This is a genomic window from Clostridium sp. MCC328 (assembly GCF_018785465.1).
GTDB lineage: Bacteria > Bacillota > Clostridia > Lachnospirales > Lachnospiraceae > Pilosibacter > Pilosibacter fragilis.
On sequence record NZ_WQPW01000067.1, the window covers coordinates 1 to 13,512 of the forward strand.

Here is a 13,512-nt window from a genome sequence, read left to right on the forward strand (position 1 = left end):
TAATGTACGGAGCTGACTGTTACTAATCGGTCGAGGGCTTATCCAGGAAGGTCTGGTTGGTTGATGAAACGGTAAAGATGATTTCAATATGTGGTTTTGAAGGTATGTGTGAGTAGACCAGGCAGAGATGTCTGGTCTTTTTTGTAAAGCGCAGATTGACGCAAGAGTCCTCATAGTAGTAGCTTTAAATTGATTTGAAGTGTTATTATGAGGACTCTTTTTATTATTCTTTCACAAAACCTTTCTTGATCGCATCCTGGATCAGATGATCCGTAATTTCGTAGAGACGCTCGGAGCCGAGCTTCGTCTTGCTCTGGCGGCCGTAGACCTGCTTGGAGGTGATCTGGTGCTGCTTCCAGTCATCACCGTTATTGCTGTGATTTAAGAGAAGCGGTTGAAGATTGTCCATGGCATGGGCATATTTGGATTCAGATGTTTCGCAGTCCTCAAACTCGTCGAAGAGAGCGATGAGCTCATTTTTCTGATCCTCCGGTAGGATGGAGAAGATACGCTCTTTAGCAGCGTCTTCGCGGGCCTTTTGGGTCTTGCGACCTTCCTCGTCGTAGGCGAAGGTGTCACCTGCATCAATCTCCACGATATCGTGGATCAGGCACATCAGCATGACCTTTGCGATATCTACGGATTCATTGGAATACTCACGGAGAAGGTAGGACATGATGGCCATATGCCAGGCATGTTCTGCGTCATTTTCCCGGCGGCCATGGCCGGAGAGATGTGTCTGGCGCAGGATATTCTTTTCTTTATCAATCTCAAGTACAAAATCTAACTGTTGTTTTAAACGTTTATCCATGAATGTTTGCCTCCCGATATGTAAATTGACCTATAGGGTGTGTTTTTTGATGAGTCCAGAGGATTGATGAGTTTATCCTACCAATTTATGAGAGAAAAGTACAGCGGTTTTTTAGAATGGGAATTGTAACTGTTCCGTAGATCTGCGCACTTGCTGCGCAGACCGTAAGAAAACATAATCTGGAAGACAAAAATCCCATCGGTGCAGCCGATCTGAAATGGATTTTTGCTTGTAACTATGAAGGTACTGAATAGTTGCTGGAAATTCAAAGCAAGGCATGAACGGGTGAGAATACTGATAAAATAAGGATAAAACATACCGGAAAATAAAGTGTAGAAATTTTTCAAAAAATATAAAAAACTGGTTGACAGATGCGAAAACATATTATATAATAGCACTGTTCTTAAGGAACAGCTAAGAACAAAGGAAATATTCCTCGATAGCTCAGTCGGTAGAGCACGCGGCTGTTAACCGCGCTGTCGTAGGTTCGAGTCCTACTCGGGGAGTTTTTATTTTGCCAGTTTCATGGATATGAGCTTCTGGTACAAATAATGAACGCGGCCCCATGGTCAAGCGGTTAAGACATCGCCCTTTCACGGCGGTAACAGGGGTCCGAATCCCCTTGGGGTCATTGATGTGCCGATGTGGCTCAATTGGCAGAGCAGCTGATTTGTAATCAGCAGGTTATCGGTTCGAGTCCGATCATCGGCTTTTAGTCCTAAACTTATGGACCTTTAGCTCAGTTGGTTAGAGCAACCGGCTCATAACCGGTCGGTCCCGGGTTCAAGTCCCTGAAGGTCCACTCTACCTGGTAAAAGGTTCATACAACTGATAAAATATTTGGCCCGGTGGCTCAGCTGGTTAGAGCGCCGCCCTGTCACGGCGGAGGTCGTGGGTTCGAATCCCATCCGGGTCGTTTCCTTAGAAATAAGGATTATTAATTTCATATCTGGGATCTTAGCTCAGCTGGGAGAGCATCTGCCTTACAAGCAGAGGGTCATAGGTTCGAGCCCTATAGGTCCCATTTGATGGGAAACCATCATCGACATATTTATATGTCTGCCGGTGTGGCGGAATAGGCAGACGCAAGGGACTTAAAATCCCTCGGGGGCAACCCCGTACCGGTTCAAGTCCGGTCACCGGCATGAAAAGAGCTTGTTTTGCAAGCTCTTTTTTTGTTTAACGAAAAACCCGAATTATGGGAGCGTGATGGAGATGAACAGGAGAGATCTCGAAATAATATGGATAGGAGAACAGATATGACATTTCGATATGCGTTGAAACGATCAATTCCGGTAATGGCGGGATATATCGTTCTGGGAATCGGATTTGGAATGCTGCTGGGAGCGAAGGGCTACGGCATCACCTGGGCGCTCGCGATGAGTGTGTTCATTTATGCGGGGTCAATGCAGTATGTGGCAATTGATCTGATAACAGGTGGCGCATCGCTGATCTCAGCGGCACTTATGACACTGATGGTCAACGCAAGACATTTATTTTATGGAATCTCCATGCTGGAACGATATAAGGACACAAAACCATATAAGCCGTATTTGATCTTTGCGCTTACGGATGAGACGTATTCGCTGGTGTGCAGTGGAGATGTACCGGAGGGGGTCGAGGAGAAGAAATATTTCTTCCTTGTCTCGCTGTTGAACCAGATTTACTGGGTAATTGGAAGCGTGATGGGATCGGTGCTCGGGAGTGTATTGAATATCAATACGGAAGGGATCGATTTCTCGATGACAGCTCTGTTTCTGGTGGTATTTACGGAACAGTGGATGAGCACGAAGGATCACAGAAGCGCCGTTGCAGGTGTTGCTGCATCCGTGATCTGTCTGTTGATCTTTGGGGCATCAGCCTTTCTGATCCCGTCGATGATCTCTATCACGGTGATTTTGACGCTGATGCGTGGGAGTAAGAAAACTGAGAGCAGCCAGACGACGGCATAATTCATGATATTTTCCGAAGGACAGGAAATAGTATGAAAACAGTGCCCAGGTTGCTGCACACGGGTAGGAAATTTTCGAATTGAAAATTCCGTACAATACAGCGGTAGCGGTGGATTTTGCTTGATTTAGGAGGAATAGAGAGGATGGATTTGAGGGCGGTCACACTGATCGCGGTATGCGTTGCAGTAACGATTGTTTTAAGATTTCTTCCGTTTGTGATATTCGGCAGGAAGAAGGAGATCCCCGGATACATTACATATTTATCGGGAGTTCTTCCGTATGCGATCATGGGGATGCTGGTGGTGTACTGCCTGAAAAATGTGAGCTTTTTTGCGGGATCTCATGGAATTCCGGAGATTGCAGCTTCCGCAGTGGTTGTCGGGCTGCACGTATGGAAGAGGAATACACTGCTCAGTATTGCGGCAGGAACTGTACTTTATATGTTTTTGATTCAGGCCGTATTTTAGGATAAGAGGAGAAAGCTCTGGAATTGTGATCATGGGTCATGATCAGTCTGCGGTGGTGCTGGAACTGCAATTTAGTATTCTGAATTGAGAGATAATTTCAGACAGAAGGAACAAGATAACGGTATATTACTTGAGATATTAAAAAAATTATGATATGATAGTCTCATCTTACGGGAAGTCTGGCGGATGGCACTGAATGCGGAATTTCGATGAAAATCCTGAAGGATCGAAATGGAGAATGGCAAAAGTGTAGGATCTTTATGACTGGAATGGAGGTCTGGATGAGACGAAGTGACAGAGAATTGAAGGACATGGCTGATATTGTGGCGATCGCGAAACGGGAGACTGTGTGCACCGTTGCGTTCCACGATGAGTCATGTCCTTATTTAATTCCATTGAATTATGGTGCAGAAGTGGAAGAAGGAAAGCTGATTCTGTATTTTCACGGAGCGAAGGAAGGGACGAAGATCGATAAGATCAGAGAGAATCCTCAGGTTTCATATTGTATTTACGGGAAAAATAGCCTGGAGATCGATTATGATGCAGCCTGCAAGTCGACGACAAGCTTTGAGAGTATCTGCGGAAACGGAACTGCATATTTCGTGGAAGATCTCACATCGAAGAAAAAAGCTCTGGCGAGCCTCATGAATCAGATGAGTCAGAAGAAGGCATTCGAAGAGAACTCGTTCGCGGAGGCAATGGTGAACGCAGTGACGGTCTGGAAGATCGTAACTGAGAACGTCACCGGAAAAAGACATGAATAACATGAGGGACGGGTGTGTGCACGTATGGAAGCCCATGTGGGACAAAGAGGTGAAGAGAGCCGGAAACGTGCCTGTATGGTTCTGATGGATAAGGGAAACATAGAAAGGAGCATATACATATGGGAACAGATTTTAGAAAAGAGATCGGTACGACGATCGATCAGAGACGCGATGAATATACAAAAATCAGTGACGCGATCTGGGGTTTTGCGGAGCCGAGATTTCAGGAGTACGAGTCCACGAAGCTTCAGCAGGAGTTCTTAAAAGCGAGAGGATTTTCCGTCAAGGCAGATCTCGCAGGAGAAGAGACCGCATTTATCGCCGAATGGGGAAGTGGAAAGCCGATCCTCGCATTTTTAGGTGAGTTTGACGCACTTTCCAGCCTTCAGCAGGAGGCAGACTGCACAGAACGTCACCCGATCGAGGGAAAGACAAACGGACATGGCTGTGGTCATCACCTTCTCGGAACAGCGTCGGTAGCGGCTGTTGATGCGTTAAAAACTTATATGGAAGAGAATCACATGAGCGGAACGATCCGTTACTATGGCTGTCCGGCGGAGGAAAATGCGGGTGGAAAGGCATATCTGGTCCGGGATGGATATTTTGATGATTGTGATATCGCGATTACCTGGCATCCATACACAATGAATAAAGTTATGAAGGGCGGATTCCATCTGGCAAACTTCCGGGCATTCTTTACCTTCCACGGAATCTCATCCCATGCGGCCGGGGCGCCGGAGCTTGGACGTTCCGCGCTGGATGCCGTTGAGATCATGGATATCGGTGTGAACTATATGAGAGAGCATATGATCGATGCAGCGAGAGTTCACGGCGCGATCACAAACTCCGGCGGAATCGCTCCGAACGTGATCCCGGCTGAGGCGCAGATCCTCTATGCGATCCGTGCTCCAAAGGTAACACAGGTCAAGAAGCTTTATGAGCGGATGTGCGATATTGCAAAGGGCGCGGCTCTGATCACAGGCACGACCGTTGATATCAAGCAGGTTGCAGCATATTCCAACCTGATCAATAATGATACACTGGCGGATCTTGTTCAGGAGAATCTGGAGCATGTGGTTCCGATCGGCTATACGGAGGAAGAGCTTGCGTATGCAAAGAAATTCCAGGGTGTGATCACAGAGCTGGATAAAGAAGGAATGAAGGATCAGGCGGCAGCGATCGGAGGAAAAGAGCATAAACAGGAGCTCTTAGAGCAGCCGATGTGGGATCTTATTGTCGATAAAAACAGTGCTTACGGTGGTGGCGGCTCCACGGACGTCGGAGATGTCAGCTGGGTCGTTCCGACAGCACAGGTCTATACCAGCTGTTATGCAGCAGGTACAGCGCTTCATTCCTGGCAGGCTGTTGCACAGGGAAAATCTTCGATTGCTCACAAAGGGATGTTGGCGGCAGCGAAGGTTATGGCGTATGTCGGCGCGGAACTTCTTCTGAATCCGGAATTAATTGAGAGGGCAAAGGCAGACTGGAAGGAAGAGCTTGACGGAGAGACATATCCGAATCCGCTTCCGGCAGATTTAAAACCATCGATCTGGTAATAGGATAGATCAGGCAGTCGGAATGAGAAACATCAAGGGCGATGGTTTTCAGAAGACTGCCTAAAAAAATAGGTATAACAAGCTTCTGCTTATGGAAGTGTTGCACATAGTGTCTGTTGATGGAAATGTGTGTGGCAGGAACAAGGATTACACAGGAAGGAGTGGACAGCATGGAAACAAAGAATCAAGATAGAATTTCTGAACTGGTGGAGAAACAGAAGGACACATATACATCTATGGCGGATGAGATCTGGGGATATGCGGAACCTCGTTTTCAGGAATATGAATCTTCGAGGGTACAACAGGAATACCTTGCGTCTCGCGGATTTTCAATCCGGGCTGACCTTGCCGGAGAGAAGACAGCGTTTATTGCCGAGTGGGGAAGTGGAAAGCCGGTCCTCGCATTTCTTGGTGAGTTTGACGCTCTTTCCAGTCTTCAGCAGGAAGCAGACTGCACGGAGCGTCGTCCGATCGCAGGAAAAACAGATGGACATGGCTGTGGCCACCATCTTCTCGGAACGGCATCTGTGGCGGCTGTCGATGCACTAAAGTCCTATATGGAAGAAAAAGACCTGAAGGGAACGATCCGCTACTATGGCTGTCCGGCGGAGGAGAATGCGGGCGGAAAGGCATATCTGGTCCGGGACGGATATTTCAATGACTGTGATATCGCTATCACCTGGCATCCAAGCACGACGAACAAAACAATGGGAGACGATAAATTTCTTGCCAATTTCCGTGTGTTCTTTACCTTCCATGGAATTTCCTCCCATGCGGCGGGAGCGCCGGAGCTTGGACGTTCTGCGCTGGATGCAGTGGAGATCATGGACATTGGCGTGAATTATATGCGAGAGCATATGATCGACGCAGCGAGAGTTCATGGTGCGATCACGAACACAGGCGGAATTGCTCCGAATGTGATCCCGGCTGAAGCGCAGATCCTTTATGCGATCCGTGCACCAAAGGTAACTCAGGTCAAAAAGCTTTATGAGCGGATGTGTGACATTGCAAAGGGTGCGGCGCTGATCACGGGAACGACTGTGGATATTCGTCAGGTTGCCGCTTATTCCAACGTGATCGGAAATGATGTTCTGGAAGAGGTCATGGACAAAAATCTTGACCATTTTATTCCGATCAGATATACGGAAGAGGAGCTGGCGTACGCGGGAAAATTCAAAGAGGTCGTTACGGAGTTAGACAAAGAGGGCTTAAAGGACATGATCGCTCATGTCGTTGAAAAGGACAGGCGGAAGGAAGTCCTGGATATGCCACTGTTGGATTTTAAACTGGACCGGAGCGAATCATATGGCGGTGGTGGCTCTACCGATGTCGGTGATGTGAGCTGGGTGGTTCCGACGGTGCAGACAAATGTGTGCTGCTATGCGGCAGGAACAGCACTTCATTCCTGGCAGGCTGTTGCTCAGGGAAAGGCAAGTATTGCCCATAAGGGCATGCTGACGGCGGCAAAAGTCATGGCATGCACAGGAGCGGATCTTCTGGAAAATCCGGAACTCATCAAAAAGGCTCATAAGGACTGGTTGGAAGAGCTGGACGGAGAGACGTATCCGAATCCGCTTCCACCGGAAGTAAAACCGGAACTCTGGTAAAAACATAGTCATTTTTTAGATATTTTAGCGTTAAGAAAAAGCTCCAGGAGAATCAGATATGGATTCTCCGGGGGCTTTTTGCATATAGTACAAATTGAATATAATTTCAGTATATTATATCGTATTCGCAAAAATTATATATGATATTCGAATTAAGCATTAGACGATATAAGAATCGGCATTGTATAATATGCTTAAAATCTGAGGACGAAAATAATTATTTCACAACAAAATAGATAAATGCACAAGAAATGGATCGTGCCCAAATGAATGGGGAAAGAAGAAGGGAAAATTAGAACATGCAGGGTATGAGTCTTTGTTCATCGGAAGGAAATAAGCTTATTGAAAAAATTGATAAAGCCTTAGAAACATCCAGAATCATGAAGGATGTAGAGTGTTTCAGTCACCTGGACCGCTATACAGGTTCTGAGGATGGAGAGAAAGCGGCAGAACGAATCGCAAAACGAATGGAAGAACTGGGAATCCCGGTAGAGCGGGAAATTTATCAGGTATATAGAAGCCTTCCGGGAGAAGCATCCATACGGATCCAAGGGGATTCTTCGGAAGCAATCGTGCCTCTGACTCCGTATGTGTATAGTGGAACAGCGGAAAATCTGGAAGCTGAACTGGTTTTCGACCGGATCAGCGCAACCGGAGGCTGCAGCCAGAAGGAGCAGAGAGCGAGAATGGCAGAATTTGCCGGAAAGATCGTTCTGACATATGAGAACAGCTTTGCGTTTGCATGTGAGGCAAAACGTGCCGGAGTTTTGGGCGTGATCACAATCTGGCATGCGGATCTGGCACACCATGGAACGCTTGGAGGTGTATGGGGAACACCTGAGCCGGAGGATCTGGCTTGTCATTATCCGAGAATTCCGTTTGTGGAAATCACAAAAAGTGCAGGAAAGGAATTGCAGAAAAAACTGGAAGAAGGTCCACTGACGGCATGCCTTAACGTTGAAATGTGTCAGTCAATCGTTTCCAGTACCATGCCGGTAGCACGTATTCAGGGAAGATCGGATAAGTATGTGTTGGTTTCCGGTCATTATGATTCCTGGTATGAGGGGATAACGGATAATGGCGTTGCCAATGCTGCTATGATGGAGATTGCCAGGGTATTTCAAGAAAATCAGGAACATCTGGAGCGGTCTGTAGTGCTTGCCTGGTGGTCCGGTCATTCAGATGCCCGTTATTCCGGATCGACCTGGTATTATGATCACCATTGGGAAGATCTGAAAGAAAATTGTGTGGCCCACATTAATATGGATATTTGCGGCTGTAAAGGTTCGGATATGGTTGGAATGCGGACATCTATGCTGGAGGGCGAAGCCTTTGACCGAGAGTTTTTAAGGGAGTTTAATGATAAAGAACCGGAGGCACCGACGCCGATGGTACGATTCGCAGATCAGACCTTCTGGGGAGCGGATATTCCGTTTGCTATGATGCCGCAGTTTATAAAACAGGATCATAAAACATTTTCCTGGTGGCATACGAAAGAGGACACCTTTGATAAGGTAGATCCGGAGGTGACACTGCGAGATACAAGAGTCATTGCAAAGTTGACCGCCATTTTCGCTAATTGTGAGAAGCTTCCTGCAGAGATGAGCGGGTTTGTCAGCTTTATGGAAAACGAGCTTCGTTCTATAGAACAGAAGCTTAGTGCGGAATTTGATCTTTCTCCGGTCTGGAGGGCGATCGGCAGCCTGAAGGAAGCGGTTGCAGATCTTGAAAACGCTATGGAGAATCAGAAACATACAGACGATGTCATCATGGAAATAGCAGGAGAATTGGCAAGGATCATGTACACGACATCCAGCCCATATCATCAGGATCCGGCGGTAAAGGGAACGGTGTTTGCCGGACTTGCTATGGCAGAGGGTCTGACAAGGGAAAATACAGAAGCAGATTATTATTTGGCAGTCCAGACAAGATTTGTGCGTCAGAGAAACCGGCTTACAGGACAGATGAACGTAGTTGCGGAGAATTGCCGGAAATGGATCTCTGGATGGGGGAAATAAAGCGAGAAGGAAAAAATTATGTAACAATATAATAACAAGGAGGACATGTGCATGAGAAAAAGGATATATGGAAAACTGACGGCATTGGCATTGGCCGGGGCTATGGTATTGTCGGGCTGCGGACAGAGTGGGGGAAACTCCGGTACATCGACAGCGGATTCAAAGGCGGAGACATCAGCTTCATCCGGTGCGGAAACATCGTCAGAGAAAAAACCAGAGTCCATTGGACGGACAGACATTATTTCAGCGAATAGCAGCGATATCCGGTCTATGGATCCACAGGTGGGTGTGGATTCACCATCTGCAACGCTGAATTACCATATTTATAATGGTTTGATCAAAATTGATGATAACCGTGAGCCTGTAGGGGATCTGGCAGAGAGTTTTGAGATTGTGGATGACACAAAGTACAAATTTAAACTGCGGAAAGGCGTAAAGTTTCACAATGGAGATGAACTGAAGGCCAGCGATGTGAAATTCAGTTTAGAACGTGCTAAGACCATGCCAAAAGCAATGTCTAATGCATCAGCCATTGATCATGTTTCTGTTGACGGGGATTACGAGGTGACGATCCATCTTTCAAGTCCGTGTCCAGCATTCCTGTATATCCTTAATGATACCAGTATGAAGATCTTATCAGAGAAGGCAGTAACAGAGGCTGGCGATACATATGGAGAAGCTCCGATCGGAACAGGTCCGTTTATGTTTAAAGAGTGGGTTCCGAATGACCACTGGACGTTGGTCCGGTTTGATGACTACTTTGATGGACCAGCTACAGCCACTTCGATTACAACCCGGATCATTCCGGAAGGAAGTGCTCGTACAATCGCACTGGAAACAGGGGAGATTGATGTGATCTTAGCCGTAGATCCGGTGGATGCTGTCAATATTGAGAACTGTAAAGATCTTGTCCTGGAAAGCTGGCCGGCACCTTCTGTAGAATTTATGGCTATGAACACAACTAAAAAAGGATTGGATGATGTCCGGGTACGTCAGGCGATCAATTATGCCACGAATCGTCAGGAATTCGTAGATACGATTGTAGAAGGTCGCGGTGAAGTAGCCACCTCCGTTGTTGCAAAGACTGTGCCTGGGTGGAATGAGGACGTAAAGCCATATCCTCAGGATCTGGAAAAAGCCAAAGAACTTCTTGCAGAAGCAGGATATGAAAATGGACTGGATCTTAAGATGTACGTATCCGGAGAAGTAAGAAGTCGTGCTGCACAGGTAGTTCAGGCTCAGTTAGCTCAGGTTGGCATTAATGTAGACATCAATGTGTATGAATGGGGAGCATTTCAGGATGCGATCAATGCCGGAGAACATGATCTCCTGATTCTTGGCTGGGTAAATACTACTTGTGATCCGGCATATAGTGTAACTCAGTTATTCCATTCAAGAAACTGTGGAATGAGCGGCAATCGTGCATATCTCAAAGATGATAAGGTAGATGAAATGATCGATGCTGCAGCGGTGGAAACAAATCAAGAAAAACGCCTCCAGATATATAAAGACCTTCAGGTTCGCTTAAATGAGCTCTGTCCGTGGGTACCTCTGTATTACAAATATAGCATGGTAGGAAGAAGATCAGACCTTAAGGGATTCAAATTTAACAAAAATACGTCCTTCCATTATTTGGGAGATTGCTATTACGAGAAGTAAAAAAAGACGGGGCTGTTACGCTTTGGCGTGATGGCCCCAAAGCTTTTTTGCGGCTTATGATATTGGTGTAAGGGAAAAGAAAAAAAATTAAAAAAATTTAAAAAGTGTTGACAAAGAAGAAAATATATAGTAGAATATTCTTCGTTGAGTGACAGACATCTGAGACTCAGAGAGTGTGCGTCAGTAGCTCAGCTGGATAGAGCATACGGCTACGGACCGTAGTGTCGGGAGTTCGAATCTTCTCTGGCGCGCTGATTAAGGCATCTGCAATTGCAGATGCCTTTTTTCAATTTCATGGGAACTTTTGATGGAACTTTCTGTGAAACTTGTGCAGTGAAAAAGGAAGAAGCTTCTGGAGGAAATCATGAAAAGAAGAACGGAACATTTTACATATGAGCTGGTCCGGGCCAGGCGCCGTTCCATGTCTTTGAAGGTGGAGCTTGACGGAACGATTACGGTGCGTGCTCCTTTCCGGACACCGCCGGAGACTGCGGATTGGTTTGTGGAGAGTCATCGGGATTGGATCGAGGTGAGGCTCCGTGCCGGAGAACAGATCCTTGCAGTGCGTCCGTCCTACACAGAAACGGAACGTCTTGAAGGAAAAAAACGAGCGAAAAACGTGTTAAAAGAACGATGCTGTTATTACGCAGGGCTCATGGGCGTTTCCTATGGATCGATCACGGTCCGGGAGCAAAAGACGCGCTGGGGGAGCTGCAGTGCAAAGGGAAACCTGAATTTTAATTGGAAGCTGGTTCTGATGCCGGAGGAGATTCTGGACTATGTTGTGGTCCATGAGCTTGCCCATCGGCTCCAGATGAACCATAGCACGGAATTCTGGGATGAAGTGGAGAAGATTCTGCCGGACTATCGAAAACGGCGGCAATGGCTGAAGGAAAATGGCCAGAAGTATTGAACGTGCCGGAATGAGGAAGCGCAAAGAGGGAGAGAAACGATGCAGAAAAAGAAAGAAATCTGGATGCTTCAGACAAAACGAGCAGATTTTAACGGGCTTGCGATGCGTCTGGGGGTGAGTCCGGTGGCTGTTCGGATCATGCGAAACCGAGGTCTTTTGGATGAACGTGAGATGAGAAAGTATCTTTACGGGACACTGGATGATCTTTATGATCCGCGACAGATGAAGGGAATGGAGACCGCTGCGGGGATCATTGAAAAGAAGTTGATAGAAGGGAAAAAAATCCGGATCATCGGCGACTACGATATTGATGGTGTTTGTTCAACATATATTCTTCTCAAGGGCTTTCACCGTGCTGCCGGAAATGGTCAGATTGATTATGAGATACCTGACCGGATCCGGGATGGCTACGGGATCAATGAATCCATCATCCGTCAGGCAGCAGAAGACGGGATCGATACACTTGTGACCTGTGATAATGGAATCGCGGCATTAAAGGAGATCAGCATCGCAAAGCAGCTTGGCATGACGGTTGTGGTGACCGATCATCATGAAGTACCGGTAGATGCTTATGGACAGATTCTGCCGCCGGCAGATGCAGTGGTTGATCCGAAGCAGGACGGGGAGACGTATCCGTACCATGAAATTTGCGGTGCGGTCGTAGCATGGAAGCTTATAAACGTGATCTATGAGGATCTTGGAATTCCGGAGCATGAGTGGATGGAGCTTCTGGAGTTTGCGGCCATTGCGACTGTGGGAGATGTCATGAAGCTGCAGGATGAAAACCGTCTGATCGTCAAATATGGACTGAAAAAGATCGGTTCGACGAAGAACACCGGTCTCAGAATGCTTGTAGAGAAAAACAATCTGGATATGAACAATCTGAGCGCATATCACATTGGTTTTGTGATCGGACCGTGCTTAAATGCAGGTGGACGGTTGAAAAGTGCGAAGGTCGCGCTCCGGATGTTGTTAGAACAGGATCCGGACCGGGTCAGTGGGCTGGCGGATGAATTAAAGGAACTCAATGATGTGAGAAAGGATATGACGGCAAAGGGAGAAACAGAGGCTATCGAACAGGTAGAACGTTTCTATATGTCAGATAAGGTGCTGGTGGTGTTCTTACCGGAGTGCCATGAATCACTTGCCGGGATCATAGCCGGAAGACTCCGGGAGCATTTCCATAAGCCATCCTTTGTGCTGACGAGAGGCGAGCAGAGTGCGAAGGGATCCGGACGTTCCATAGAGGCATACCATATGTACCAGGGGCTTTGCGAGGTATCGGATCTGCTGGTGAAATTTGGCGGACATCCAATGGCAGCGGGACTTTCCATTGAGGAAAGTGATATTGATGAGTTCCGGAGAAGACTGAATGAAAATGCAAAGCTTACGGAAGATGATTTCGTTCCGCAGATCTGGATCGATGTTCCGATGCCGTTTGAGTATGTGAATGAAAAAATCGTGGATGAGCTCAAAGGTCTGGAACCATTCGGGCAGGGAAATGAAAAACCGTTGTTTGCCCAGAAAAGTCTGACGATTCGAAATGTACGTGTGCTTGGAAAAAATCGAAATGTCGTGAAAATGAATCTGGTGACGAACACTGGACATCCGTTCGATGGTCTGCTGTTTGCAGATGGAGATCGTTTTTTGGAAGAGCAGACAGGGCAGAATACGATCGACATGATCTATTATCCGGATGTAAATGAATATAATGGGACACGTACCTTGCAGGCGATCATAAAAAATTATAAATTTCGTTGATCGG

10 protein-coding genes and 8 tRNA genes are annotated in these 13,512 nt (G+C 46.8%); 17 read left to right on the forward strand and 1 reads right to left on the reverse strand.

Features of this window, described 5'->3' with window-relative positions:
- Positions 1-223 precede the first annotated feature (223 nt).
- On the reverse strand, positions 224-811 hold the full coding sequence (locus GPK83_RS10375) for an HD domain-containing protein (protein ID WP_015553866.1): 588 nt from the start codon (positions 809-811) through the stop codon (positions 224-226).
- A 433-nt stretch (positions 812-1,244) separates the two neighbouring features.
- On the opposite strand from GPK83_RS10375, the gene GPK83_RS10380 reads away from it, so the two are divergent.
- The 17 genes from GPK83_RS10380 (at position 1,245) to recJ (ending at position 13,508) form a co-directional block, all read left to right on the forward strand.
- Positions 1,245-1,317: transfer RNA gene (locus GPK83_RS10380), tRNA-Asn, on the forward strand.
- 53 nt (positions 1,318-1,370) lie between these two features.
- Positions 1,371-1,442 (forward strand) — tRNA-Glu (locus GPK83_RS10385).
- A gap of 7 nt (positions 1,443-1,449) precedes the next feature.
- Positions 1,450-1,522, forward strand: a tRNA-Thr gene (locus GPK83_RS10390).
- Between the two features lie 17 nt (positions 1,523-1,539).
- Positions 1,540-1,613 (forward strand) — tRNA-Ile (locus GPK83_RS10395).
- 40 nt (positions 1,614-1,653) lie between these two features.
- Positions 1,654-1,727, forward strand: a tRNA-Asp gene (locus GPK83_RS10400).
- Between the two features lie 35 nt (positions 1,728-1,762).
- Positions 1,763-1,835: transfer RNA gene (locus tag GPK83_RS10405), tRNA-Val, on the forward strand.
- A gap of 37 nt (positions 1,836-1,872) precedes the next feature.
- Positions 1,873-1,956 (forward strand) — tRNA-Leu (locus GPK83_RS10410).
- 114 nt (positions 1,957-2,070) lie between these two features.
- Positions 2,071-2,763, forward strand: coding sequence for an AzlC family ABC transporter permease (locus tag GPK83_RS10415; RefSeq protein WP_015553865.1), 693 nt, complete (start codon positions 2,071-2,073; stop codon positions 2,761-2,763).
- A 143-nt stretch (positions 2,764-2,906) separates the two neighbouring features.
- Positions 2,907-3,230: a branched-chain amino acid transporter permease gene (locus tag GPK83_RS10420; protein ID WP_015553864.1), complete on the forward strand. Its 324-nt coding sequence runs from the start codon at positions 2,907-2,909 to the stop codon at positions 3,228-3,230.
- Positions 3,231-3,511: 281 nt separating this feature from the next.
- Positions 3,512-3,994 (forward strand): pyridoxamine 5'-phosphate oxidase family protein, encoded by a 483-nt coding sequence (locus GPK83_RS10425; protein ID WP_215704731.1) that lies wholly within the window; start codon positions 3,512-3,514, stop codon positions 3,992-3,994.
- A gap of 119 nt (positions 3,995-4,113) precedes the next feature.
- Positions 4,114-5,550, forward strand: a complete 1,437-nt coding sequence (locus tag GPK83_RS10430) for a M20 family metallopeptidase (protein ID WP_215704732.1) — start codon at positions 4,114-4,116, stop codon at positions 5,548-5,550.
- A gap of 170 nt (positions 5,551-5,720) precedes the next feature.
- On the forward strand, positions 5,721-7,157 hold the full coding sequence (locus GPK83_RS10435) for a M20 family metallopeptidase (RefSeq protein WP_252196319.1): 1,437 nt from the start codon (positions 5,721-5,723) through the stop codon (positions 7,155-7,157).
- A gap of 380 nt (positions 7,158-7,537) precedes the next feature.
- On the forward strand, positions 7,538-9,175 hold the full coding sequence (locus tag GPK83_RS10440; protein WP_215704734.1) for a M28 family metallopeptidase: 1,638 nt from the start codon (positions 7,538-7,540) through the stop codon (positions 9,173-9,175).
- A gap of 51 nt (positions 9,176-9,226) precedes the next feature.
- Positions 9,227-10,834, forward strand: a complete 1,608-nt coding sequence (locus GPK83_RS10445; RefSeq protein ID WP_215704735.1) for an ABC transporter substrate-binding protein — start codon at positions 9,227-9,229, stop codon at positions 10,832-10,834.
- A gap of 177 nt (positions 10,835-11,011) precedes the next feature.
- Positions 11,012-11,085, forward strand: a tRNA-Arg gene (locus GPK83_RS10450).
- A gap of 113 nt (positions 11,086-11,198) precedes the next feature.
- On the forward strand, positions 11,199-11,747 hold the full coding sequence (locus tag GPK83_RS10455; RefSeq protein ID WP_215704736.1) for a SprT family zinc-dependent metalloprotease: 549 nt from the start codon (positions 11,199-11,201) through the stop codon (positions 11,745-11,747).
- A 39-nt stretch (positions 11,748-11,786) separates the two neighbouring features.
- The gene (gene recJ, locus GPK83_RS10460; protein WP_215704737.1) at positions 11,787-13,508 is read left to right on the forward strand and encodes a single-stranded-DNA-specific exonuclease RecJ; all 1,722 of its coding nucleotides are present in this window, start codon (positions 11,787-11,789) and stop codon (positions 13,506-13,508) included.
- Positions 13,509-13,512 lie beyond the last annotated feature (4 nt).